At 63.0% G+C, this 23,062-nt stretch carries 25 protein-coding genes; 14 read left to right on the top strand and 11 right to left on the bottom strand.

Translation table 11 applies throughout. The features are described 5' to 3' along the window. The 3 genes from F2P47_RS15315 to F2P47_RS15305 all read right to left on the bottom strand — a co-directional run bounded on the left by F2P47_RS15315 (position 1) and on the right by F2P47_RS15305 (position 2,049). Positions 1-663, bottom strand: coding sequence for an O-methyltransferase (locus F2P47_RS15315; RefSeq protein WP_152217258.1), 663 nt, complete (start codon positions 661-663; stop codon positions 1-3). A gap of 57 nt (positions 664-720) precedes the next feature. Beyond that, positions 721-1,302, bottom strand: coding sequence for an HNH endonuclease (locus F2P47_RS15310; protein ID WP_152217302.1), 582 nt, complete (start codon positions 1,300-1,302; stop codon positions 721-723). Between the two features lie 93 nt (positions 1,303-1,395). Beyond that, entirely contained in the window at positions 1,396-2,049 is a 654-nt protein-coding gene (locus tag F2P47_RS15305) for an alpha/beta hydrolase (protein WP_152217257.1), read from the bottom strand. Positions 2,050-2,122: 73 nt separating this feature from the next. On the opposite strand from F2P47_RS15305, the gene gluQRS reads away from it, so the two are divergent. Beyond that, positions 2,123-3,031: a tRNA glutamyl-Q(34) synthetase GluQRS gene (gluQRS, locus tag F2P47_RS15300; protein ID WP_152217256.1), complete on the top strand. Its 909-nt coding sequence runs from the start codon at positions 2,123-2,125 to the stop codon at positions 3,029-3,031. A gap of 105 nt (positions 3,032-3,136) precedes the next feature. Then, entirely contained in the window at positions 3,137-4,162 is a 1,026-nt protein-coding gene (locus F2P47_RS15295; protein WP_152217255.1) for an acyltransferase family protein, read from the top strand. Positions 4,163-4,165: 3 nt separating this feature from the next. On the opposite strand, the gene F2P47_RS15290 is transcribed toward F2P47_RS15295, so the two are convergent. The 4 genes from F2P47_RS15290 to F2P47_RS15275 all read right to left on the bottom strand — a co-directional run bounded on the left by F2P47_RS15290 (position 4,166) and on the right by F2P47_RS15275 (position 8,925). Beyond that, positions 4,166-5,110, bottom strand: a complete 945-nt coding sequence (locus F2P47_RS15290) for an AEC family transporter (protein WP_185681152.1) — start codon at positions 5,108-5,110, stop codon at positions 4,166-4,168. A 31-nt stretch (positions 5,111-5,141) separates the two neighbouring features. Next, complete coding sequence (locus F2P47_RS15285; protein WP_152217253.1) at positions 5,142-7,136, bottom strand: protein meaA; 1,995 nt, start codon at positions 7,134-7,136, stop codon at positions 5,142-5,144. A 115-nt stretch (positions 7,137-7,251) separates the two neighbouring features. After that, complete coding sequence (locus tag F2P47_RS15280) at positions 7,252-7,716, bottom strand: RcnB family protein (protein WP_152217252.1); 465 nt, start codon at positions 7,714-7,716, stop codon at positions 7,252-7,254. 129 nt (positions 7,717-7,845) lie between these two features. Continuing rightward, positions 7,846-8,925 carry a ferritin-like domain-containing protein gene (locus F2P47_RS15275; protein ID WP_152217251.1) on the bottom strand — a complete coding sequence of 360 codons (1,080 nt, stop codon included), beginning with the start codon at positions 8,923-8,925 and terminating at the stop codon, positions 7,846-7,848. A 296-nt stretch (positions 8,926-9,221) separates the two neighbouring features. Here F2P47_RS15275 and ccrA point away from each other — a divergent pair, with 296 nt between their 5' ends. Beyond that, complete coding sequence (gene ccrA / locus F2P47_RS15270; protein ID WP_152217250.1) at positions 9,222-10,517, top strand: crotonyl-CoA carboxylase/reductase; 1,296 nt, start codon at positions 9,222-9,224, stop codon at positions 10,515-10,517. Here the strand turns inward: ccrA and F2P47_RS15265 are convergent. Next, a complete protein-coding gene (locus F2P47_RS15265; RefSeq protein ID WP_152217249.1) occupies positions 10,514-11,305 on the bottom strand; it encodes a sulfite exporter TauE/SafE family protein in 792 nt (263 codons plus the stop codon). The genes ccrA and F2P47_RS15265 overlap by 4 nt on opposite strands. A 10-nt stretch (positions 11,306-11,315) precedes the next feature. Further along, positions 11,316-11,780 carry a rhodanese-like domain-containing protein gene (locus tag F2P47_RS15260; protein ID WP_152217248.1) on the bottom strand — a complete coding sequence of 155 codons (465 nt, stop codon included), beginning with the start codon at positions 11,778-11,780 and terminating at the stop codon, positions 11,316-11,318. An 87-nt stretch (positions 11,781-11,867) separates the two neighbouring features. Between F2P47_RS15260 and F2P47_RS15255 the strand changes: the two genes are divergently transcribed. After that, positions 11,868-12,752, top strand: a complete 885-nt coding sequence (locus tag F2P47_RS15255) for an MBL fold metallo-hydrolase (RefSeq protein ID WP_152217247.1) — start codon at positions 11,868-11,870, stop codon at positions 12,750-12,752. Between the two features lie 21 nt (positions 12,753-12,773). On the opposite strand, the gene F2P47_RS15250 is transcribed toward F2P47_RS15255, so the two are convergent. Then, positions 12,774-13,637 (bottom strand): hypothetical protein, encoded by an 864-nt coding sequence (locus F2P47_RS15250; RefSeq protein WP_152217246.1) that lies wholly within the window; start codon positions 13,635-13,637, stop codon positions 12,774-12,776. Between the two features lie 227 nt (positions 13,638-13,864). On the opposite strand from F2P47_RS15250, the gene F2P47_RS15245 reads away from it, so the two are divergent. The 10 genes from F2P47_RS15245 to F2P47_RS15200 all read left to right on the top strand — a co-directional run bounded on the left by F2P47_RS15245 (position 13,865) and on the right by F2P47_RS15200 (position 22,364). After that, positions 13,865-15,550, top strand: coding sequence for an acyl-CoA dehydrogenase family protein (locus F2P47_RS15245; RefSeq protein WP_152217245.1), 1,686 nt, complete (start codon positions 13,865-13,867; stop codon positions 15,548-15,550). Positions 15,551-15,571: 21 nt separating this feature from the next. Continuing rightward, entirely contained in the window at positions 15,572-15,766 is a 195-nt protein-coding gene (locus F2P47_RS15240) for a twin transmembrane helix small protein (RefSeq protein ID WP_204886715.1), read from the top strand. Between the two features lie 165 nt (positions 15,767-15,931). Next, entirely contained in the window at positions 15,932-16,477 is a 546-nt protein-coding gene (locus F2P47_RS15235) for an acyloxyacyl hydrolase (protein WP_185681151.1), read from the top strand. 135 nt (positions 16,478-16,612) lie between these two features. Continuing rightward, positions 16,613-17,503 (top strand): haloalkane dehalogenase, encoded by an 891-nt coding sequence (locus F2P47_RS15230; RefSeq protein WP_152217242.1) that lies wholly within the window; start codon positions 16,613-16,615, stop codon positions 17,501-17,503. A 71-nt stretch (positions 17,504-17,574) separates the two neighbouring features. After that, on the top strand, positions 17,575-18,123 hold the full coding sequence (locus tag F2P47_RS15225) for a cytochrome b (protein ID WP_152217241.1): 549 nt from the start codon (positions 17,575-17,577) through the stop codon (positions 18,121-18,123). 7 nt (positions 18,124-18,130) lie between these two features. Continuing rightward, positions 18,131-18,724 (top strand): cob(I)yrinic acid a,c-diamide adenosyltransferase, encoded by a 594-nt coding sequence (locus F2P47_RS15220; RefSeq protein ID WP_152217240.1) that lies wholly within the window; start codon positions 18,131-18,133, stop codon positions 18,722-18,724. A gap of 319 nt (positions 18,725-19,043) precedes the next feature. Further along, entirely contained in the window at positions 19,044-19,793 is a 750-nt protein-coding gene (locus tag F2P47_RS15215; RefSeq protein ID WP_152217239.1) for an electron transfer flavoprotein subunit beta/FixA family protein, read from the top strand. Further along, positions 19,790-20,731, top strand: a complete 942-nt coding sequence (locus F2P47_RS15210; RefSeq protein WP_152217238.1) for an electron transfer flavoprotein subunit alpha/FixB family protein — start codon at positions 19,790-19,792, stop codon at positions 20,729-20,731. The genes F2P47_RS15215 and F2P47_RS15210 overlap by 4 nt, the downstream gene beginning before the upstream one ends. Positions 20,732-20,866: 135 nt before the next feature. After that, on the top strand, positions 20,867-21,742 hold the full coding sequence (locus tag F2P47_RS15205; RefSeq protein ID WP_204886711.1) for a 3-hydroxybutyryl-CoA dehydrogenase: 876 nt from the start codon (positions 20,867-20,869) through the stop codon (positions 21,740-21,742). Between the two features lie 106 nt (positions 21,743-21,848). Next, positions 21,849-22,364 (top strand): PAS domain-containing protein, encoded by a 516-nt coding sequence (locus tag F2P47_RS15200; protein ID WP_185681150.1) that lies wholly within the window; start codon positions 21,849-21,851, stop codon positions 22,362-22,364. 16 nt (positions 22,365-22,380) lie between these two features. Here the strand turns inward: F2P47_RS15200 and F2P47_RS15195 are convergent, their stop codons facing one another. Further along, a complete protein-coding gene (locus F2P47_RS15195) occupies positions 22,381-23,022 on the bottom strand; it encodes a TlpA family protein disulfide reductase (protein WP_152217235.1) in 642 nt (213 codons plus the stop codon). Between the last annotated feature and the right edge of the window lie 40 nt (positions 23,023-23,062).

Raw genomic sequence — 23,062 nt, 5'->3', positions numbered from 1 at the left:
TCAGACGACGAGCGCCATCGCAAATCCATCCCATCCCTTGGAGCCCACCGTCTGCAGGGCGGTCGCGACGAGCCGCGGCTCCTCCGCAAGCAGATCCGTGAAGCGGCGCACGCCCTGGACACGCGGATCGGTGCTCTGCGCGTCGATCACGGCGCCGTCGCGAACCACATTATCGCCGATGATCAGGCTTCCCGGATGCGTGAGCTTCAGCGCCCATGCGAGATAGTCGGGATTGGACGGCTTGTCGGCATCGATGAAAACGAGATCGAACGGCCCCTGCTTTGCGCCTTCGAGCGCGGGCAAGGTCGAAAGTGCCGGCCCCACGCGAAGGTCGATGCGATTCGACAGGCCTGCAACTTCGAAATTGGCGCGTGCAACCGTCGCATGCTTTTCGTCCGCTTCCAGCGTAACGATGCGGCCGCCGTCCGATAGCCCCCGTGCCATCCAGATCGTCGAATAGCCGCCCAGCGTCCCGATTTCGAGAACACGGCTCGCATGCGTCAGACGAACGAGGAGTTCGAGGAAGCGCCCCTGCAGAGGGGAAACGTCATGCGGCGGAAGACCGGCCGCCGCATTCGCGGCAAGGACGCTTTCGAGGATGTCGTCGGACGGCGCGAGCCTGTCGGCGAAATAGCGGTCCACCGCCGACCAGTCCTGCAGCATTCTCTCTTCTTTCGACTATATTGAGTCATGCGGCGCAAGCGCCCCGCATCAATGGAATCACGGCTCCAGCTCGCTATCCCAGTAAAGATAGTCCTGCCAGCTCTCATGCAGATAGTTCGGCGGGAAGTGCCGCCCGTTCTTGTGCAGATCGGTGACGCTCGGCCGATAGGGCTTCTGCATCGGGAACATCTCGGCCTGCGCGGGCATGAGCCCGCCCTTCCTGAGATTGCAGGGCGCGCAGGCGGCGACCACATTTTCCCACGTCGTCTGCCCGCCGCGCGAGCGCGGGATCACATGATCGAAGGTGAGATCATGGCGGTGTCCGCAATATTGGCAGGAGAAGCGGTCGCGCAGGAAGAGGTTGAAGCGCGTGAAGGCAGGGTAGCGCGCGGGCTTCACATAGGATTTGAGCGAGACGACGCTCGGCAGCTGCATCTCGAAGCTCGGCGAACGGACATATGTCTCGTAGCTCGACACGATATTCACGCGGTCCATGAAGACCGCCTTGATCGTGTCCTGCCAGGACCAGAGCGAGAGAGGGTAATAGCTGAGCGGCCTGTAATCCGCATTCAGCACCAGGGCCGGACAACTATCCGGATTGGCAAACGAACCGTGCACGCTGCCCTCCTGGGATCGCATCGGTCCAGACAAGGACTGCGTCCCGAATTGTCACTAACCTTACTATATCTAGTGCAACGGCTTTGTGAAGCCACTTGAGCTATTCCCGAAACCTCAAACCGCCGCAGCAAAGGCATCTTTGAGAAACTGCCCGCCGAGTTCGAGACCTTCGGGGTCGATGCCGTGGCCAAGCCCGCGCGAGACATGCCAGCGGACGGAAAGCCCCGCCGCGCCCAGCGTCTCGGCCGCGTCATACATGCGCGAGACGGGCAGCAAATCGTCCATGTCACCGTGGATGAGGAAAACCGGCGGACGGCAGGTCATTTCAGCTTCGAGCCTCTCCCCGCCCGCAAGTGCGCCCGAATAGCCAAGGATTGCGACGGGCGCTTTCCGGCGCCGGAGCCCGACATGAAGCGACATCATCGTACCCTGGCTGAAACCCACCAGCGCGAGCTGCGACTCGTCGAGCCCGCGGCGCTCAAGCTCCTCGTCGATGAAGCGGTCGAAAATCGGCGCCGCGCCGAGAATGCCGCGCATGATCTCGTCCGGATCGAGCCGCGAAATCGGAAACCACTGATAGCCAAAGCCGACATCGCAACGCTCCGGCGCATTGGGCGCGACGAAGGCAGCATTGGGCATGAGCTTCTGCCAATAGGGCGCAAGGCCGATGAGATCGTTGCCGTCCGCGCCATACCCATGCGCGAGGATCACGAGCTGTTCCGCCTTGCCGCTTGCCGCCGTCACCGAAGGTCCCGTCAATATCGCCATTCCCGATCCTCGTTCGCGTCGCGCACTTCGTCTATAAGGAGGGCCGAGTGTAGGCCGGGAAACGGAGCTTTCAATGGCGCTCGACGGTGGAGAGAAGAAGCGTGACGTCATCCGCTTTGCGCCGAGCCCCAATGGCTGGCTGCATCTTGGCCATGCCTATTCGGCGATCTTCGCCTATGAGACCGCGAAGTCGCTCGGCGGGCGCTTCCTGCTCCGCATCGAAGACATAGATGTCGGCCGCTGCCGCCCCGAATATGAGCAAGGCATCTATGAAGACCTCGCATGGCTCGGCCTCGACTGGGAGCGCCCGGTGCGCCGCCAGTCGGAGCATTTCGACGATTACGAAGCGGCGCTGAAACGCCTGCGCGACATGAAAGTCGTCTATCCCTGCTTCGCGACGCGCAAGGAAATCCACGACGCCATTGAGGCCTCCGGCATCGGCCATGCGCGCTGGCCGGTCGATCCCGATGGCGCGCCGGTCTATCCCGGCCTTTACAAGGATATCGACCCCGCCGAGCTCAATCGTCTGATGTGGGAAGGCCGCTCCTATGCATGGCGGCTCGACATGGAAAAGGCCCTTGCGCTGGCCGAGGAAAAGGCAGGCGGTCCCCTCACCTTCCTCGAAGAAGCGGGCGGGCCCCGCGGCCAGCACGGACGGCTCCCCATCGACCCCATGCTCTTCGGCGATGTCGTCATTGCGCGAAAGGATGTGCCGACGAGCTATCATCTCGCCGTCACCGTGGATGACGCCATTCAGGGCGTTACCTGCGTCACGCGCGGGCAGGATCTCTTCCCCGCAACCTATGTTCATCGCATCCTGCAAGTGCTGCTCGGCCTGCCCGAGCCGCGTTATCGCCATCACCCGCTGGTGCGCGACGAGACGGGCCGCCGCCTTTCCAAGAGCGCCAAGGATATGGGGCTCCGCGAATTGCGGGCCCATGGCATCACGCCCGCCGAAGTGCACCGTCTCGCCGGTATCTAGCCTCCCTCTCCTCCGGCCGCTCTCTGGCCCGCTTCCTGCTCCCAAGGTTCGAAAGCCGCAGCCTGCGTCCCATCCGGGGACGGGGAACCACGGGGAGCATGGTAAATGACCGCCACAAAGCCACGTATCGACTGGGTCGACGCCGCCAAGGGTCTCACAATGACACTCGTGGTGATGAAGCACGCGACCTATAACGACGCGGTGGCGCTCAACCACGTGCCTTATCTCTTCAACATCCTTTGCGAGTTCACCATTCCCTTCCGAATGCCGCTTTTCTTCCTCGTCGCGGGGCTCTTCGCCATGCGCGCGCTGCGGAGCGACCTCAGGAGCTTCATCGACGGCAAGGTGCTGCACTTCGTCTATTTCTACCTGCTCTGGTCCGTCATCCAGATCGGGCTCAAGATCGTACTGCCGCATGACAGCGAATGGGCTGTCACCTACAGGGATCTGCTGCTCATCCCCTTCGAGCCTTTCGGACTGCTCTGGTTCATCTATGCGCTGAGCATCTTCTTCGTGCTGATGCGCCTCCTGCGCGACGTGGCGAAGCCCATCGTCATCGGCCTCGCACTGGCGCTCTATTTCTCGAACCTCAACACAGGATGGACTATCCCCGACGAATTCGCGCACCGCTTCATCTTCTTCGTCTCAGGCGTCTATGGCGCGCCTTACATCTTCCAGATGGCGGAATGGGCGCGGACGCATGTGGCGGCAGCCCTTGGCGCAAGCGCGACGATGTTCGTTGCGGTGGGGATCATCGTTTTTTCAGGCGCGGTCGACATCCGCGCGATGGAATTGCTGACGGGCTATGTCGGCGGCGCGGCGACGCTGATGCTCGTCGCGATGCTGGTCGCACGGGGCTGGGGCGCGCCGCTCACCTATATCGGTTCGCGCTCGCTCTATGTCTTCCTCGCCTTCTTCCTGCCCATGGCAGCGACGCGCATCGCCCTGCTGAAGCTCGGCGTCACGAATGGCGATCTGCTCACGCTCGCCTGTATCGTCATGGCAGTCGGCACGCCGCTTCTTGCCTATCGCATCGTGAAGGATACGCCGCTCGCCTTCTTCTTCGTGCGCCCGCAAGCCTTCCGCCTGAAACCGCAGGCGCCGACCAGCGAGGCCACGGTCGCGGCCTGAGCGTCAGGGCCTGAAGTAGTTGAGCAGAAGCGTCAGCGTGATCGCGCTTGTCGCCGTCGAGATCAGAACGGCGCTCGACGCCGTGGCAGGCGCCATGCGATAGCGGCCCGCAAGGATCGACGAATAGACGCCCGTGGGCATACCTGCCAGCACCGTTGCAACCGCAACCCAGAGCGGCGGCAGGCCGAAGACGAAATCGGTCATCACGAAAACCAACAGCGGATGCACGACGAGCTTGAACGTCGCCGTCATGCTGGCCGTCGCGATGGCTGCTCGCAGGTGATAGCGCGTGAGCATTCCGCCGAGTACGAAAAGCGCACAAGGAATACCGGTCTTGCTCATCATCTCGACGGTTGCGTCGACCGGGCCCGGCAATGGCACGCCGAAGCGGCCATAAATGAGACCCAGGCCAAGTCCGATGATGATCGGGTTCTTCAGCGACCCCATCAGCCCGTTCATCAGGATGCGCCGGACCGGCACCTGCTGGCCTTCGGGCAGTTGCGCCATTTCAAGCAGGAAGGTCGCCGTCGTGATGAGAATGAGGCCGTGAAAGGCAAGCAGCAGAAAGAGCGGCACGCCCGCCGCATCTCCGAAGCCAGTCAGGATGATCGGGATACCGAGCATGGCGACATTCCCCTGCCCGCCGCCGAAGCCGATGATGATCGCTTCGCCGAAATTCTTCTTCAGCGCATAGCGGGCGATGAGCGAACCCAGGAGCCAGACACCGAGCATCGCGCCGTAATAGGAAAGCCATAGGCCCCAGGGCAGCGCATCCGGCATCGCCGTCCGCGCGATATTGCGAAACAGAAGAAAGGGAATGCCGAAGGTGAAGACATAGGCGTCGAGCCCGTCAATCGCCGCATCGCTCAGGACACGCAACCGCACGGCCATATAGCCCAGACCGATCACGCCGAAGATCGGCAGGACAAGGCTCAACGCATATCCCATGGGAACTTTCCGGGCAGGAGGGGCGGCAGACCTACGCCGCGTCGGCGTCCGCGTCCACCAGCTGCACGACATCGGCCATGATGTCTGTGATCTGGAAGTCCTTGGGCGTGTAAACGGCGGCGACGCCCGCGGCGCGGAGCTTTTCGGCATCGTCTTGCGGAATGATACCGCCGACGACGACGGGGATATTGATCCCCTCCCCCTTCAGCCGCGCCATGACTTCAGTGACGAGCGGAATGTGGCTGCCCGACAGGATCGACAGGCCGAGCACATGGACGCGGCCCTCCCGGGCGGCTTCCACGATTTCAGCGGGCGTGAGGCGGATGCCGTCATAGACGACATCCATGCCGCAGTCGCGTGCGCGGACGGCGATCTGCTCGGCGCCATTCGAATGACCGTCGAGGCCTGGCTTGCCGACAAGAAACTTGAGGCGGCGGCCGAGCTTCTTCGAAACAGCATCGACCATGCCACGCACATGGTCGAGTTCCGGCGCGTCGTTGCGCACGGCGCGGGAAACGCCCGTCGGCGCGCGGTATTCGCCGAAGATCGAGCGGAGCGCCGTGCCCCATTCGCCCGTGGTGACGCCGGCCTTCGCGCAGGCAATCGAGGGCTCCATGATGTTGCGGCCTTCCTTCGCCGCCCGGCGAAGTTCGGCGAGCGCAGCTTCCACGGCCTCATTGTCGCGCATGCGGCGCCATTCCTTGAGCCGGGCGATCTGGTGCTCCTCGACATCATGCGAGACGGTGAGGATCGAGCCTTCACCGGTCGCGAGCGGAGACGGCGCCGTCTCGACAAAGGCGTTGACGCCGATGACCTTCTGCTCGCCCGCCTCGATGGCGGCAAGCCGCGCCGAGTTCGAGGCGACGAGCTGTTCCTTCATATAGGCGGTTTCGATGGCCGCGATAGCGCCACCCATGTCTTCGATGCGCTTCAGTTCCTCGCGCGCTTCCGCCTTCAGCGCCTCGACCTTGGCGTCCATGACATGGCTGCCGTCGAAAATGTCCTGATACTGAAGAAGGTCCGTCTCATAAGCGAGAATCTGCTGCGCGCGCAGCGACCATTGCTGGTCCCAGGGGCGCGGCAGGCCGAGCGCCTCGTTCCAGGCGGGCAATTGCACGGCGCGGGCGCGGGCCTTTTTCGACAGCGTCACGGCCAGCATCTCGATCAGGATGCGATAGACGTTGTTTTCCGGCTGCTGCTCGGTGAGGCCGAGCGAATTCACCTGCACGCCATAGCGGAAGCGGCGCAGCTTCTCGTCGGTGACGCCATAGCGCTCACGGCAAATTTCGTCCCAGAGATCGACGAAGGCTCGCATCTTCGCGATTTCGGTGATGAAGCGCACGCCCGCATTGACGAAGAAGGAGATACGGCCCACGACCTGCGGAAACTCGGACGGCGGCACCTGCCCGCTCGCCTTCACATGGTCGAGCAGCGCAATGGCATTGGCGAGCGCGAAGGCAAGCTCCTGCACCGGCGTCGCACCTGCTTCCTGCAGATGGTAGGAGCAGACGTTGGTGGGGTTCCACTTCGGCACCTGCGTATAGGTGTAGGAGACGATGTCCGTGATGAGGCGCATCGAGGGTTCGGGCGGGAACACATACGTGCCACGCGAGAGATATTCCTTGATGATGTCGTTCTGCACCGTGCCTTGAAGCTTGGCGCGGTCGGCCCCCTGCTCGTCGGCCACGGCGATGTAAAGCGCCAGCAGCCAGGCCGCCGTCGCATTGATGGTCATCGACGTATTCATCTGGTCGAGCGGAAGGTCGTGGAAGAGATCCCGCATGTCGCCGATATGGCTGATCGGCACACCGACCTTGCCGACCTCGCCCTTGGCGAGCACATGGTCGCTGTCGTAGCCGGTCTGGGTGGGCAGATCGAAGGCGACGGAAAGGCCCGTCTGCCCGCGGGCCAGATTGGTGCGGTAAAGCTCGTTCGAAGCCGAGGCGGTCGAATGGCCCGCATAGGTACGGAAAATCCAGGGCTGGTCCTGCTTCGGGGCCGGCTTGCCGCCTACGTCCTTCGCCATGTTCTTCGCCTTTACGCTGCGTTCTGTGCTTGAAACGCCTTATCACAGGCTTTGCTGCGGCGCAAAAGGACGGGGCCCGGGATCGCTCCCGGGCCCCGAAAATGGCGCCTGTGCCTCAGTAACGGTTCACGTTGTAGAGGATGTCCACAATGATGCCGGTCGCGATCGCCACGAGCACGATGTCGTTGCCGACCATGTAGTAGTCATAGCCGGGGCGGGGATGGAAATGGCCGCGAAGGCCGGGCGGCAGGGGGTGCCAGTAATTGCGCGGCAGCCTGTGGCCATAGCCGAAGCCGCGCGGCGCCCGCGGCGCGTCCCAGCGGTTGCCGGGCTTGCGGTAATAGTCGCGTGCATAGCGCGACTCGTCATATCGGAATTCTGGCCGGTCGCGCGATTGCCGACGCTGCATGTCACGATTCTGGTGCTTGTTCTGATCGCGCCGCTCCATATCGCGATGCTGGGGCTGGCCCTGTCCCTGACCGGGCGGCGGGCGATGATCGTCGGCAAAGGCAAGCGTCGGCATGACGATGGCGGCAGCGGCCAGCAACGCGACGAACCTTGTCGGAGATTTGGAGGTCATGAGCAAATCCTTCCCTGCGGGTGAGCGTTGAAGGAGCGTCCCGCCAATCTGTGGCCGGAACAAGGCAAATCTCGCCCCCTCCCATGTCAAACGCTGGAACGGCCAAGCCGTTCCAGCGCAGAGTGAAGCCTATTCGGCAGCGGAAGCGCGGGCCGCAACGCTTTCGATGTGCTTGCGCCGCGCATCGAATTCGCGGGCGATGAAATCGTCATTCGCCTGCATCGCGTCGACATCCTGCTTGGCATAGTCGATCACACCCATTTCCTCATAGCCCTTGCGGATGCGCGAACCCCAAAGCCCAACATCTTTCACAATGGGCACGATGCGCTGGAAGAGCGAGGAGCGGAACTTCGCCATGAAGCCGGAATGATACATGTGCTCCGCGCATTCCACGGGATCGAGCCCCAGATTCTGCCAGACCTCGACGGCGTCGAAGCGGTCGCGCATGAGATAACTCGCTTCGAGCAGGAATTCCTCGCGCTCGTCGCGCTCCTTCTCCGAGAGCTGAGGATAATAGTCGCGCAGCGCCAGACGCCCGAAGGCGACATGGCGGGACTCGTCCTGCATGACATAGGCATTCACGGAGGCGGCGAGCGGGTTCTGCGCGTGGTCGCGGATCTGCGCGAAGGCCGCGAGCGCAAGACCTTCAATCACCACCTGCATGCCGAGATAGGTCATGTCCCAGCGGCTGTCGCGCAGCGTCTGCTCGATCAGCGTCTGCAGCGGCTTCGTCATCGGATAGACGAGATTGAACTTCGAAAGCAGCATCTTGTAGCTCTCGACATGGCGCGCCTCGTCGATCACCTGCGTCGAGGCATAGAACTTCGAGTCCATGTCCGGCACCTGCGTCACGATCTTCGCGGTGCAGATCAGCGCGCCCTGCTCGCCCTGCATGAACTGCGAGAGCTGCCATGCCTGGAAATGCTTCCGGACATTCGCCTTCTCCTTGCGCGACATTTTCTCGAAAGCGGCCATGCCGTTGATCGGCAGCATCTCGTCGGGCAATTGCTCGGGATTGTCCTCGTCGAGCTCCTGGGTCCAGTCGATGCGGGTCTTGGCATCCCACTGCATCTCCTTGCCCTTCTGGTAGAGCCCCATCATCGCGCTGCGTTCGGGGTCGTAATTCCAGTTGAACATTGCGTCGTAATTCTGCGGAACGTCCCAATGGCTGCCATCGAGCGCGATCGCGTACATATCCTTGAAGCTCATCCGGTCCTCCTCCCAAAGGCCAAATACGGAGTTAAACTCCGCACGAAGGAATGCTATCCGAGAAGCTGACGCGACGAAAAGGGAGAACAGGGCCGCCTGAAGCACCGCGTCGGCTTCCGGCGCTATTTGCTGCAGTGCAAAAAGCCCTTGCATCCCCCGCGTCATCCGCCAATGATCCGGGCAAAACCGCCCCGCTGCCTCTCATTGCGGCAGACGGGTGACGGATGGATCATGGGCCCAGCCTCCAGGCGTCAGCCGTCGGCGAAGGACCCAGGGGGCATGAGCGAGGACAGAGTATGGCGAAGACCGACAGCACGGCCGCTGCCGTGAGCGACAATCCGCTTCCGAAGAAGGATCTCTACGAGATCGGCGAGATTCCGCCGCTCGGCCATGTCCCGGCGAACATGTACGCATGGACCATCCGCCGCGAACGCCACGGACCGCCCGAGCAGGCGATGCAGGTGGAAGTCGTGCCGACCTGGGAACTCGACAGCCATGACGTGCTCGTTCTCGTGATGGCGGCGGGCGTCAATTACAATGGCGTCTGGGCCGCGCTTGGCACCCCCATTTCCGTCTTCGACGTTCACAAGGTGCCCTATCACATCGCCGGTTCCGACGCGTCGGGCATCGTCTATGCGGTCGGCTCCAAGGTCACGCGATGGAAGGTCGGCGACGAAGTCGTCATCCATTGCAACCAGGACGACCATGACGACGAGGAGTGCAATGGCGGCGACCCGATGCTTTCGCCCTCGCAGCGTATCTGGGGCTACGAGACGCCGGACGGCTCCTTCGCCCAGTTCGCCCGCGTGCAGTCGCAGCAACTCATGCCGCGCCCCAAGCACCTCACCTGGGAAGAAAGCGCCTGCTACACGCTGACGCTCGCCACCGCCTATCGCATGCTTTTCGGACATCGCCCGCACACGCTCGAACCCGGCCAGAACGTGCTGGTCTGGGGTGCATCGGGTGGCCTCGGCTCCTTCGCCGTGCAGCTCTGCGCGACCGCGGGCGCCCATGCCATCGGCGTCATCTCGGACGAGAGCAAGCGCGACTATGTGATGTCGCTCGGTGCCAGGGGCGTCATCAACCGCAAGGATTTCAACTGCTGGGGCCAGCTCCCCAAGGTGAACTCCGCCGAATTCAACGACTTCATGAAAGAGGCGCGGAAGTTCGGCAAGGCGATCTGGGACATCACGGGCAAGGGCATCGATCCGGACATCGTTTTCGAGCATCCGGGCGAGGCAACCTTCCCCGTCTCCTGCATGGTGGCGAAGCGCGGCGGCATGGTCGTCTTCTGCGCCGGCACCTCTGGCTTCAACATCACCTTCGACGCACGTTTCGTCTGGATGCGGCAGAAGCGCATTCAGGGCTCGCATTTCGCGCATCTGAAGCAGGCCTCGGCCGCGAACCAGCTCGTCATCGAGCGCCGCATCGACCCCGGCCTTTCGGAGGTCTTCTCATGGGAAGACATTCCCAAGGCGCATATGAAGATGTGGAAGAACGAGCATCTGCCCGGCAACATGGCCGTGCTCGTCTCGGCCAAGCATCCCGGGCTTCGCACCTATGAGGACGCGATCGAGGCCGGCAACAGCTAAAGCAGCGCGGCGAGGCCTCGCACGCTGACGTAAAGACCCACCAGCATCACGATGACGGCGAAGAGGCGCGCAAGCAGCGCCTTTTCCGCCGCCAGCCGCCGCGCGAGCGTCGTGCCGAGCAGCGCGCCGACCACACCGCCCGCCAGCAGCAGCGCCGCCATATGCCAGTCGACAAGGCCCGCCAGCGCATAGCTCGATGCCGTGGCAAGGCCGAAGGCGGCGACGGAAACGAGCGACGATCCGACCGCGAAGATGATCGGCATGTTGGTCGCGTTGATGAGGCCCGGCACGATCAGGAAGCCGCCACCGATTCCGAAGAACCCCGACAGCAGGCCGACGCCGAGCCCATAACCCGTGAGCGAGGGAAGAAGCGCTGGCGCCGATACCCGATTGAGACGGACGTCGTGATCGCCGCCCGCGCCTTTTCTGAGCAGCATGGTGACGCCGACCGCGATCATGAGGAGGCCGAAGAGGAAAAGCAGGAATTCGCCGCCTACGGCCTTGCCCGCACGCGCGCCGAGAAACGCGCCGATGACGCCGGAGCCCGCAAAGACGAGAGCGCAAGGCCATTTGACCGAGCGCGCCCGCGCATGAAGCGCGACGCCGACCAGCGCATTTGCGGCGACCGCGATAGCGCTGGTGCCGATGGCGACGTGGGGCGAGGTGACGCCCACCACATAGACGAGGAGCGGTACGGCGAGAATCGAACCGCCGCCGCCGATGAGCCCAAGCGTCAATCCGATCAGCGTACCGGAGCCAAGCGTGAGAATATCGGCCAGGGGGATCATGCGACCTCCATCAAGCGCGCCGGAAAAGGCCCTGTATGAGCCAGACAGCCGCGGCGGCAGCCAATGCATAGAATGCGGGATTGACGGACATGCCGAGCGCGACGCCGATAAAAAATACGCTCAGCCCGATGATCTGCATCTGATGCGCCGCATCGTCCGCGCCGCCTCCCTTGACGACCGGAAGGCCGGTCGCCTTCCAGGCGTCGATGCCGCCTTCGAGAATAAAGGCTTCGCAATTGGCTGACTCTTCGAGCTTTTTCGCGCTTGCGCGCGTTCGCATACCAGACTTGCAATGATAGATGATGACCGCGCCGGGGTCCGGCTCTTCGATACGCCCCAGGCTGGACAGAGGTTCGTTGCGAGCGCCTTCGATATGCTCGCGCGCGAATTCGCCGCGCTCGCGAACATCGACCACGAGCGCACCCCGGCCGACGAGTTTCCTGGCCTTGGCAGGTGAAATGGATTTGAGCGCCATTGCGGCAACCTCTTCGGGTCAACAGACCTTGTTAAATTAGATAAACCTAATATATTGTCAAGGTACGAAGCCACGGAGGATCAGGAAATGTCCGCACAGACGAAACCCGACATCAGGGCGTTTTTCGATGAAGCGACCTTCACCGTGACCTATCTCGTGCGCGATCCCGCGACGGACACGGCCGCCATCATCGACCCGGTGCTCGATTACGACCCGAAATCGGGCAAGATCACAACCATCGGCGCAGACCGGCTTCTCGCCGCCATCGGCGAATCCGGCGCGAAGGTCGAATGGATTCTCGAAACGCATGCCCATGCCGACCACCTCTCCGCTGCGCAATATCTGAAGGCGAAAACGGGAGCGAAGACGGGCATCGGCGCCAATATCGGCAAGGTGCAGGAAATCTTCGGGCCGCTCTTCGGCCAGAACGCGCCGTCCGATGGCCGCGAATTCGATGCACTCTTTGCGGATGGCGACAGGATTCCGCTCGGTCAAAGCCACTTCGAGGTTCTGGCGACGCCGGGTCATACACCGGCCTGCATCTCATACCGGATCGGTGATGCCGTTTTCGTCGGCGATACGCTCTTCATGCCGGACTATGGCACGGCGCGGGCGGACTTTCCCGGCGGCGATGCGCACGCACTCTATCGCTCGATCCACAGGATACTCTCTCTCCCGCCAGAGACGCGGCTCTTCATGTGTCACGACTACAAGGCGCCCGGCCGCGATACCTATGCATGGGAGACCAGCGTTGCGGAGGAACGCGCGCATAACATCCATATCCACGATGGCGTGAGCGAGGATGACTACGTCGCCATGCGCGAAATGCGCGACGCCGCGCTTGCAGCGCCCGTGCTGCTGCTGCCGTCGGTTCAGGTCAACATCCGTGCGGGTCATCTGCCGAAGACCGAAGCGAACGGGCACCGCTATCTGAAGATACCGCTCACGGTTCCGCCGGAGGCGAACCTCTAAAGGCTCGCCTCCCGCAATTCCTCAATGCACCGTCGGCGCGGGAGCCTCGTGCTTCTGCGCCTCGACGGCGGCGAGTTCTTCGAGCGCGGGCTCTGCTTCCCCAGCCGCTTCGGGAGTAGCTTCTTCGACGGCCTGCACCTCAACCGCAGGCGCCTCGTCGACGGCGACTTCCAGCGGAACGGGCCCGGCCTGCGCTTCCATGACAGACTCTTCAGCCGGCGGCGCTTCCACCGCGACATCCTCCGCCGCCGCTTCCTCGATCAAAGGGGCGTCGACCGCCACCTCGTCGACAGCAGGTGCGGCATAGGCGTCTTCGGGCGCCGCGGCCTCGACGACAGCATCTTCCTGAGCGGGCTCTTCGTAAGCGGGCTCGTCATACTGCGCGACCTCATCGGCCGCGGCGGCAGCAGCGGCGACCGCCGCCGCCGTCACCACGGGGGCAGCCAGTTCGTCGCGCCCCAGCCTGCGCTCGGCCCAGGCGAGAAACACATCGAGCGAGAGGACATCATCCAACTTGGCCAGCAGCGGCACGACGGCGGCAACGAACAGCGCCAGATAGGGCGTGAGCGCCGTCGTCAGATCGACACCGCTCGCGAAATCGACGGGCGCGGTCATGGTCTTCGCCAGCACACCGACGCCGAGCGCCAGAACCAGCGCCTGCACCAGATAGGAGAAGCTGCGCAGAAAGCCCAGAATAACGAAAAGCCCGAGCACGCCCCCCAGCGCCCCCAGCCCATGCTGCACGACCGGATTGCTGAAAAGCCCGAAATAGAGCTTGTTGGAAATCTCAACCGCGCGGTCGGTGCTGGTAAGTTTCACCACCGACCAGGCGAGCAGATAGAGTCCGGTGACAAGCCGGAGCAGAAGCAGAGCAACCGCCTTCATGAATAGCCCCCACAGCCATGTTTCAGAAGGAGACAGTCTGACCGGAACTTCCGCCGGGCGCCAAGCATAGTTTTATGACCTGAAAACCTCCCGCACATGCGCTGGCCGGGTCCGGCGCTTCGGGCTATATAGTCCCTTGGACGCCCGCCTGAGCCGATCCCCTCCTTCGCTCGTACAAGGTCCGTCCCCCCTTGAGCCCGCCCGCCAGCCCTTACGAGTACCGCCCCATGACAAACACCGCCGAAACCGCCGCCAAAGCGCTTGTTCTTGGCAATCTCCTGCCCCTGGCTGCAAGCGCGGCCACGAGCGCCGAAACCCTGCTCGCGAAGGCCAAGGCGGCTGTTGCCCTGAAGGTGAGCCACGACGGCAAGATTTCGGCGGCACTGATCGAACGCGAGCAGTTCGCCGCGCACGGTCTGTCCTGGATGGCGACCTATGTCGAGGGTCTGCGCCAGCTCGCCGCCTATGCGGCGCGCATGACGGAGGAAGGCCGCTTCGGCGAAATCGAGGCGCTGATCGTTCAGGTCGCCTTCGGCGAATATCTCTCGCAGCTTTCCGGTGGCATTCCGATGAGTCAGGGCGAGATCGTGCGCCCGCAGGATCTCGGCATTTCAGACACAGACCATGCAGCCTTCCACACCGCCGATGTCCGCGCCCTGATCGCACAGGGCAACACCGCGCAAGTGCGCGCCCGCCTCGCGAAGCTCATCGCCGAGAATGTGGGTGCCGCAAGCTTCGGCGACGCGGGCCTCGAAGACACCTACGAGCAGATTCGCGACCAGATGCGCCGCTTCGCCGACGCCGAAGTCGTGCCTTACGCCCATGACTGGCACCTGAAGGACGAATACATCCCGCTCGAAGTCATCGCAAAAATGGCCGAGCTCGGCGTCTTCGGCCTGACGATCCCGGAAGAATTCGGTGGCCTCGGCCTCGGCAAGGAATCGATGTGTGTGGTCTCGGAAGAGCTCTCGCGCGGCTATATCGGCGTCGGCTCCCTCGGCACGCGCTCCGAGATCGCGGCGGAGCTTATTCTCGGCGGCGGCACGCCCGAGCAGAAGGCGAAGTGGCTCCCGAAGATCGCGAGCGGCGAAATCCTGCCCACCGCCGTCTTCACCGAGCCCAATACCGGCTCCGACCTCGCGAGCCTCAGGACACGCGGCAAACGTGACGGCGACGTCTATCGCGTTACTGGCAACAAGACCTGGATCACCCATGCCGCCCGCGCCGATGTGATGACGCTTCTCTGCCGCACCAGCGATGCACCGGGCTACAAGGGCCTGTCCATGCTGCTTGCGGAAAAGCCGCGCGGCGACGACGCCAACCCCTTCCCCGCCAAGGGCATGACCGGCGGCGAGATCCGCGTGCTCGGCTATCGCGGCATGAAGGAATTCGAGATCGGCTTCGACGATTTCGAGGTGAAGGCCGAGAACCTCCTCGGCGGTGAGGAAGGCCAGGGTTTCAAGCAATTGATGCAGACCTTCGAAAGCGCCCGTATCCAGACGGCCGCCCGCGCCATTGGCGTCGCGCAGGCCGCCCTCGAGCTTGGCCTCAAATACGCGCAGGAGCGCATCCAGTTCGGCAAGCCGATCTTCAACTTCCCCCGCGTCTCGGGAAAGCTCGTGATGATGGCCGTCGAAATCCTCGTCGCCCGACAGCTCACCTATCACGCAGCGCGCGAAAAGGACGGCGGACGGCGCTGCGACCTTGAGGCTGGCATGGCGAAGCTTCTCGGCGCCCGCGTTGCCTGGGCGGCGGCCGATAATGCGTTGCAGATTCACGGCGGCAACGGCTTCGCGCTCGAATATCCGGTGAGCCGCGTCCTCTGCGACGCGCGCATCCTCAACATCTTCGAGGGCGCCGCCGAAATTCAGGCCCAGGTCATTGCCCGCCGCCTTCTTGAAGGCGGCAACTAAAACAAGGAAGCAAAGGAACGCATCGTGGAACAGCTTTTCCGCTATCTCGGCCCGATTGCCATGGCCGCCGTGGTCCTGGTGCTTGCGCTCGGCCTATTCAACATGATGCGTGGCGGGGCCGCCTCGACGTCGCAGACGCTGATGCGCTGGCGCGTCATCCTGCAATTCGTCGCGATCGTCTTCCTGATGGGCGCGCTCTACTTCACGAGCCGCTGAGCCCGGAAACCCGTGGACGACGGCTTCATTTCCGGACAGAACTAGCGACAAATCGGCAACAGTTCGTCTAGATTTTGTCGAAACATGCCGAAGCGGCGTGAAACTGGGTTATTTTGCGATGAAGGCTGATGCCGTCGAACGGCGGCTATGATGAAGGGGAATATCGTGCTGAAGAGCAAGCTTCTGACGGCCGCCGCGGCGGCGACCGCCGTTGTGGCGTTGTCTGCGCCCGCGCTGGCGTCCGACTGGGTCGACGAATTGCGCGTCGGCGTCTACGACCACAACACCGACCTGTTCGCGACGCGTCACGAAACGAGCAACCCGGACATCAATGCCGAGGTTCTCTTCAAGACGCCGGACTTCCTCGAATGGGCCTGGGCGCCGCGTCCGATCATCGGCGCGAACATCAACACCGGTAACGGGACCAGCATCGCCTATGCGGGCCTCGCCTGGGATTACGACTTCACGAAGGCGCTCTTCGTCGAAGGCACGTTCGGCGGCGCCATCCATAACGGCGAGACGGAGCACGAGACGAGCACGAAGCTCAACCTCGGTTGCCGCGCAATGTTCCACGAAAGCGCCTCGCTCGGCTATCGTTTCGACGAACATTCAAGCCTGATGCTCACCATCGACCACATGTCGAATGCGAGCCTGTGCGACGCTAATCCGGGCCTCACCGACGTCGGTGTGCGCTACGGCTTCAAGTTCTGATTTCGGCGTGAAACCGCGAAAAGGGCGCCTTGGGGCGCCCTTTTTATTTGGCACGCATATGCAGGTTTGATCGCGCGGTCGTCTGGCGTCTATCCTTCGGGAAAAGAGCACAAGGGAGCGAAGGAGAAGGCCCCCATGACAGAGATTTCCGCCGCAGAGCTTCCCAAGAAGACGGTCAACATCGCTGGCCGGCACATGACCTATTCCGAGATGGGCGAAGGTGACCCCATCGTCTTCCTGCATGGCAATCCGACATCTTCCTATCTCTGGCGCAATGTGATGCCACATCTCGCCGATCAGGGACGCTGCATCGCGCCCGATCTCATCGGCATGGGAGACAGCGACAAGCTCGAACCCTCGGGCCCCGAGCGCTACACGTTCCGTGAGCATCGTAACTTTCTCGGTGCCTTCCTTGAGGCGATCGGGGTGCACGAGAAGGTCACGCTCGTCATCCATGACTGGGGCTCGGCGCTCGGTTTCGACTGGGCGAACCGCCACCGCAATGCAGTCGAAGGCATTGCTTATATGGAAGGGATCGTGCGTCCGCTCACATGGGAAGAGTGGAACCCCAGCGCGCGGCGCATCTTCGAGGGCTTCCGCTCCGACAAGGGCGAGGAAATGATCCTCGAGAAAAACCTCTTCATTGAAGCAGTGCTGCCGGGCTCGATCCTCCGCAAGCTGACGCCCGAAGAAATGGAAGTCTATCGCCGCCCCTTCCGCGAGCCAGGCGATGATCGCCGCCCGACGCTCACCTGGCCGCGCCAGATTCCGCTCGATGGCGAACCGCCCTTCGTCGTTGAAGTCGTGCAGTCCTATGCGGATTGGCTTTCAACGACGGATATCCCGAAACTTTTCGTGAATGCGGACCCGGGCGCGATCCTGACCGGCGCGCAGCGCGAATTCTGCCGGACGTGGAAGAACCAGACGGAAGTCACCGTGAAGGGCAATCACTTCCTTCAGGAAGACAGCCCGCATGAAATCGGCGAGGCCATCGCCAAATGGCGCCGCTCATGGCGAAAGGCCTGATTCGGCGAGGCGGGGCTTGATCGCAGACCCGTCCCGCGCGAGCCTGCGGGGAAACACAGAAGGAGATAAAGATGTCCGAGGCAAACATGGCGACCGTGCAGCCCTATTCGGGCGTTGCAAAAGCGTTCCACTGGACGATCGTCGTTCTCATCGCGTTGATGCTCTATGGCGGCTGGACCGTCGAAGACCTGCCGAAGGACGAACGCCTCGGCGTGATGCAGATTCACGCAGGCGTCGGCATCACCGTTCTGGTGCTCATGCTCGCGCGCCTCATCTATCGCCTCGGCCATCCTGCACCCGCACTGCCCGCCGACATGCCGCGCTGGCAGGTCATTGCGTCGAAAGCCGCCCATCACGGCCTTTACTTCTTCGTCATCCTGCAGCCGCTGCTCGGGCTCGCCATCGCAACGACGTCGAAGTTCAACCTTCAAGCCTTCGGAGTCCTCGGCCTCCAGATCGCGCCGAACGAGGCGATCCATGGCATTGCCGAAGACCTGCACGGGCTCAACGCCTGGGTCATCGCGGCCCTGATCGCCGCTCATGTGGTCGGAGCGCTCTATCATCACTTCATCCGTCACGACGCCGTGCTGAAGCGTATGCTGCCCTTCGCGAAAGTCTAAAGTCCCGATGGTCACGCTCAACAAGATCTACACGCGCACCGGCGACAAGGGCACGACGGCGCTCGCCACCGGCGAACGCCTGCCCAAGCATGCGCTGCGGATCGAGAGCTACGGCACCGTGGACGAGACCAATTCCGCCGTCGGCATGGCGCGGCTCCATACCGGCGGCATTCCGGCGCTCGACGCCATGCTCGCCCGCATCCAGAACGACCTTTTCGATCTCGGCGCCGATCTGGCGACGCCGGGCAAGACGGCGGCGGAACTCGGCTATGAACCACTCCGCGTCGTCGAGGCGCAGGTGACGCGGCTCGAGCGCGAAATCGACGAATTGAACGGAAATCTGGAACCGCTCCGCTCCTTCGTCCTGCCGGGCGGCACGGCGGCCGCAGCCCATCTCCACCTTGCCCGCACGATCTGCCGCCGCGCCGAGCGCCTCACCGTCGCGCTTGCCCATGAGACGCCCGACGGGGTGAGCGAAGCCGCGCTCAAATACCTCAATCGCCTCTCCGATTTCCTCTTTGTCGCGGCGCGTTATGCGAACTGGGCACCGGAAGGCCGGGGCACCGGCGACGTGCTCTGGACACCAGGCGCGCACCGCTGAACAGGTCACCCCTCAAGCCATTGCTGCCAAAAGGCTTTTTGCCCCATTCCGATGCTTTGCGGCGCCGATCCCCTATTCGTTGACAGGGGCTTATGGCGGCTCTAGGTTGCCGCACCGCAACAACGGCCAGTGTTTTTTTCGCGTGGCCGGACCTTCTCTTCCGTCATGGCGCTCCCATCATGGGTGACCGCTTGAAAAGCGCCTTCTCGGGACGCCGGAAAGCGGATTGAAGGCCCGGAAACCTCAACACCAAGTCCGTCGCCGCGGTGAGCCGTTCTTGCTCCGGAAAACCAAGGCGACGCCCAGGGAGTCTATCTCGATGAAAGTCCTCGTGCCCGTGAAGCGCGTGGTCGACTACAACGTCAAGATCCGCGTGAAGTCGGATCAGACGGGCGTCGATCTCGCCAACGTAAAGATGTCCATGAATCCCTTCGACGAAATCGCCATCGAAGAGGCGGTCCGTCTGAAGGAAGCGGGCAAGGCGACCGAAGTCGTCGCAGTGTCGATCGGCGTTGCCCAGTCGACCGAGACGATCCGCACGGCGCTTGCCATGGGTGCCGACCGCGGCATCCTCGTGAAGTCGGATGAGACGGTTGAGCCGCTCAATGTCGCGAAGATCCTGAAGGGCATCGTCGAGGCCGAAAAGCCCGACCTCGTCATTCTCGGCAAGCAGGCGATCGACGACGATTCGAACCAGACGGGCCAGATGCTCGCCGCCCTTCTCGGCTGGGCGCAGGGCACCTTCGCCTCGAAGATCGAGTTCGATGGCGACAAGATCCTCCTCACCCGCGAAATCGACGGCGGCCTGCAGACGCTGAAGCTCAACATGCCGACGATCGTGACCGCGGACCTCCGCCTCAACGAGCCGCGCTATGCTTCGCTACCGAACATCATGAAGGCGAAGAAGAAGCCAATCGACGAAAAGACGCCTGCCGACTACGGCGTCGACGTCAAGGCGCGCCTTGAGGTGTTGAAAGTGACCGAGCCGCCGCAGCGTCAGGCCGGCATCAAGGTTGAATCTGTCGAGCAGCTTGTTTCGAAGCTCAAGGAAGCGGGAGTGATCGGATGACCACGCTGGTTATTGCTGAACACAACAACGAAAACCTCAACGACGCGACCGCCAAGGCCGTAACCGCCGCGACGAAGCTCGGCGGCGACGTGCATGTGCTCGTCGCGGGCCAGGGCGTCGACGGTGTCGCCGCCGCCGCCGCGAAGCTCGCGGGCGTCTCCAAGGTCCTCGTCGCCGACGACGCGCAGTATGCGCATCGCACGGCCGAGCCGCTCGCCGCCCTCGTCGTGAGCCTCGCCGGCTCCTATGACGCGATCGTCACCCCTGCCACCGGCGTGGGCAAGAACTTCGCCCCGCGCGCCGCGGCGCTCCTCGACGTGCAGCAGATCTCGGAAATCATCGAGGTCGATAGCGCCGACACGTTCAAGCGTCCGATCTATGCCGGCAACGCGATCCAGACCGTGAAGTCGACCGACGCGAAGAAGGTCATCACGGTCCGCACGACGGCCTTCCCGGCTGCGGCCCAGACGGGTTCTGCCTCGATCGAGAAGATCGCCGCCGCCGCCAATCCGGGCCTCTCGGAATGGGTCAGCGAGAATCTGACGAAGTCGGATCGTCCCGAACTCACCTCGGCCAAGATCATCGTCTCCGGTGGCCGTGGCATGCAGTCGGGCGACAACTTCCACATGCTGGACAAGATCGCCGACAAGCTCGGCGCCGCCGTGGGTGCCTCGCGCGCCGCGGTCGACGCGGGCTTCGTGCCGAACGATTACCAGGTCGGCCAGACCGGCAAGGTAGTCGCGCCCGACCTCTACATCGCGGTCGGCATCTCCGGTGCGATCCAGCATCTCGCCGGCATGAAGGACTCCAAGGTCATCGTCGCGATCAACAAGGACGAAGAGGCCCCGATCTTCCAGGTGGCCGATTATGGCCTCGTGGCCGACCTCTTCCAGGCCGTTCCGGCGCTGGAGCAGGAACTGACCAAGATCGGCCTCTGACGCCTGACGATGTAGTCTCATCGATGACAAACGGCGCTGCTGGCCTCCCGCAGCGCCGTTTTTGTCAGACGGGTCTTCTGTTAGAGTATTGTAGTTCCGGCGCCGGACATTCCGCGCCAGGTTTGGATGGACAGCATGAACATTCGCAAGGTCGGCGTTATCGGCGCGGGTCAGATGGGCAACGGCATCGCGCATGTCTGCGCACTCGCAGGCTGCGAGGTCCTTCTGAATGATGTCACCAAGGAGCGCATCGAGGCCGGGCTCGCCACGATCGACGGCAATCTGAGCCGTCAGGTGCATTCCGGCCGCATCACCGCCGCCGACCGCGACGCCGCCCTCGACCGGATCTCCGCCGCCGTGACCTATGACGCCTTCGAGACGGCGGATTTCGTCATTGAGTCGGCCAGCGAAAACGAGACGGTGAAACGCAAGATTTTCGCCGATCTTTGTCCGCACCTGCGCGAAGACGCGATCATCGCCACCAATACCTCCTCGATCTCCATCACGCGGCTGGCCGCCTCCACCGACCGCCCCGAAAAATTCATCGGCATGCATTTCATGAACCCGGTTCCTGTCATGGAACTGGTGGAAGTGGTGCGCGGCATCGCAACGGATGATGAAACATTCGACGCGGTGCGCGACCTCGCGGGCCGCCTCGGCAAGCAGACGGCGAATGCCGAGGACTACCCTGCCTTCATCGTCAATCGCATCCTGCTGCCGATGATCAACGAAGCCGTCTACACGCTTTACGAAGGTGTGGGCTCGGTCGAGAGCATCGACAAGGCCATGCGCCTCGGCGCGCACCACCCGATGGGGCCCCTGCAACTTGCCGACTTCATCGGCCTCGATACCTGCCTCTCCATCATGCAGGTACTGCATGATGGCCTGTCCGACTCGAAATACCGCCCCTGCCCGCTTCTGGTTAAATATGTCGAGGCAGGCTGGCTAGGACGCAAGACGCAGCGCGGTTTTTATGATTACCGCGGCGAAACGCCCGTGCCGACGCGCTGAATACTTTCCCAATTCGGATCATCTGCCGACAGAATTTGTTAACCCGCGGCTGCAAAGCTCAATACGCCATCTTTCGATAGCGTGGCATTGCAGAGGTGGGATCCATATGGAGCGCGGCGTCAGCAGCGACGGGCAGCTCGACCAAGGATTGCGATATCGCGATACCCCGGACCACCCCGGCGTATCGGCGCTTACCGATTATTGGCTGGCGAAGCGGGGCCCCCGCACCATGCCCGATCGGGCCGACATCTCGCCCGCGGAGATCGTCAAACTCCTCCCAAACCTCATCATCTGCGACGTGCTCGGCGACGGCGAGGATTTCCGCACCCGCCTCTTTGGCACTGCCCTCGTCCTCATTGTCGGTGAGGAGCGGACGGGCAAATGCCTGTCTGAATTCGGCACTCGCGCTTCCGTGCCGACAAGACCCGAAATCGTCCAATTCCGCTGGCTCGATGTAACCCGCCGCGCCTATGCGCTGAAGGAACCCGTGTTCGTCAACGGCACCATGTCGAGTTCCGACCGGTCCTATCTCGCTCTCCACGCCGTTTCCATGCCTCTGACGGCGGGCGGCACGAGTATTGCCCAGATGCTCGGAGCCATGTTCGTCACCGACAAGCGCTGACCCCCTTTCGGGCCCCTCAGCGTGGAGGGTAGGCCTTCAGCGTCGCCCCGATAAGCGCCTGAGCCTCGGGCCCGTCCCAATGCGCAGGTCCGACGAGCCGCCCGATTTCCTTGCCGTCCGGCGAGACCAGCACCGTGGTCGGCAGGCCGAAAGCCTTCATGGCGAAGCTCGCCCGCGAGGTCGGGTCATTATAGAGGGCGATATGGTCGGCCTTGACCTCGGCCAGAAACGCCTTGGCGAGGTCATGCCCGTCCTTGTCCACGCTGAGGGCGAGAACCTGGAACTTGCCCGAGCCCATCGCCGCCTGCAGCCGGTTCAAGGCGGGCATTTCCTCGCGGCAGGGGACGCACCATGTGGCCCAGAGATTGAGGAGGATGAGCTTGCCCTTGAAGTCCGAAAGCCGGACATCCTTGCTCTCCCCGTCCTTGAAGGCGAGGTCGGGCACGGGCTTTGCCTGCGCTTCCGGCTTGAAATTCTCCATGTCGCCCGTCGCATAAGGCGCGAGCACCGCCGCCTCGCCACCCCCGGCGGGAGCCTCGCTGCTCCCCGTGCCCCCCGTACCATTGCCTAAGGGGCCGACGATCAAGTATACCGCCGCAACGACGATAATGACGGCGGCGGCGATTATCAGGATAGTCTTGCTGCTGAAACGTAACATCGGGTCTCAGAACTCCGCGCCCCCGCGACTCCGGGCCGGG

The sequence above is a fragment of the Parvibaculum sedimenti genome (assembly GCF_009184905.1).
GTDB lineage: Bacteria > Pseudomonadota > Alphaproteobacteria > Parvibaculales > Parvibaculaceae > Parvibaculum > Parvibaculum sedimenti.
This window is presented reverse-complemented; position numbering and strand designations above follow the sequence as displayed.

Bases quoted from the DNA above. Each gene is read 5' to 3' on its own strand.
- F2P47_RS15280 (WP_152217252.1), bottom strand. From the start codon at position 7,716: ATGACCTCCAAATCTCCGACAAGGTTCGTCGCGTTGCTGGCCGCTGCC.
- F2P47_RS15290 (WP_185681152.1), bottom strand. From the start codon at position 5,110: ATGGGATATGCGTTGAGCCTTGTCCTGCCGATCTTCGGCGTGATCGGT.
- F2P47_RS15225 (WP_152217241.1), top strand. From the start codon at position 17,575: ATGTCCGAGGCAAACATGGCGACCGTGCAGCCCTATTCGGGCGTTGCA.
- F2P47_RS15315 (WP_152217258.1), bottom strand. From the start codon at position 663: ATGCTGCAGGACTGGTCGGCGGTGGACCGCTATTTCGCCGACAGGCTC.
- F2P47_RS15305 (WP_152217257.1), bottom strand. From the start codon at position 2,049: ATGGCGATATTGACGGGACCTTCGGTGACGGCGGCAAGCGGCAAGGCG.
- F2P47_RS15255 (WP_152217247.1), top strand. From the start codon at position 11,868: ATGTCCGCACAGACGAAACCCGACATCAGGGCGTTTTTCGATGAAGCG.
- F2P47_RS15215 (WP_152217239.1), top strand. From the start codon at position 19,044: ATGAAAGTCCTCGTGCCCGTGAAGCGCGTGGTCGACTACAACGTCAAG.
- F2P47_RS15210 (WP_152217238.1), top strand. From the start codon at position 19,790: ATGACCACGCTGGTTATTGCTGAACACAACAACGAAAACCTCAACGAC.
- F2P47_RS15220 (WP_152217240.1), top strand. From the start codon at position 18,131: ATGGTCACGCTCAACAAGATCTACACGCGCACCGGCGACAAGGGCACG.
- F2P47_RS15230 (WP_152217242.1), top strand. From the start codon at position 16,613: ATGACAGAGATTTCCGCCGCAGAGCTTCCCAAGAAGACGGTCAACATC.
- F2P47_RS15260 (WP_152217248.1), bottom strand. From the start codon at position 11,780: ATGGCGCTCAAATCCATTTCACCTGCCAAGGCCAGGAAACTCGTCGGC.
- F2P47_RS15245 (WP_152217245.1), top strand. From the start codon at position 13,865: ATGACAAACACCGCCGAAACCGCCGCCAAAGCGCTTGTTCTTGGCAAT.
- F2P47_RS15275 (WP_152217251.1), bottom strand. From the start codon at position 8,925: ATGAGCTTCAAGGATATGTACGCGATCGCGCTCGATGGCAGCCATTGG.
- F2P47_RS15250 (WP_152217246.1), bottom strand. From the start codon at position 13,637: ATGAAGGCGGTTGCTCTGCTTCTGCTCCGGCTTGTCACCGGACTCTAT.
- ccrA (WP_152217250.1), top strand. From the start codon at position 9,222: ATGGCGAAGACCGACAGCACGGCCGCTGCCGTGAGCGACAATCCGCTT.
- F2P47_RS15205 (WP_204886711.1), top strand. From the start codon at position 20,867: ATGAACATTCGCAAGGTCGGCGTTATCGGCGCGGGTCAGATGGGCAAC.
- F2P47_RS15310 (WP_152217302.1), bottom strand. From the start codon at position 1,302: ATGCGATCCCAGGAGGGCAGCGTGCACGGTTCGTTTGCCAATCCGGAT.
- F2P47_RS15285 (WP_152217253.1), bottom strand. From the start codon at position 7,136: ATGGCGAAGGACGTAGGCGGCAAGCCGGCCCCGAAGCAGGACCAGCCC.
- F2P47_RS15265 (WP_152217249.1), bottom strand. From the start codon at position 11,305: ATGATCCCCCTGGCCGATATTCTCACGCTTGGCTCCGGTACGCTGATC.
- F2P47_RS15195 (WP_152217235.1), bottom strand. From the start codon at position 23,022: ATGTTACGTTTCAGCAGCAAGACTATCCTGATAATCGCCGCCGCCGTC.
- gluQRS (WP_152217256.1), top strand. From the start codon at position 2,123: ATGGCGCTCGACGGTGGAGAGAAGAAGCGTGACGTCATCCGCTTTGCG.
- F2P47_RS15200 (WP_185681150.1), top strand. From the start codon at position 21,849: ATGGAGCGCGGCGTCAGCAGCGACGGGCAGCTCGACCAAGGATTGCGA.
- F2P47_RS15295 (WP_152217255.1), top strand. From the start codon at position 3,137: ATGACCGCCACAAAGCCACGTATCGACTGGGTCGACGCCGCCAAGGGT.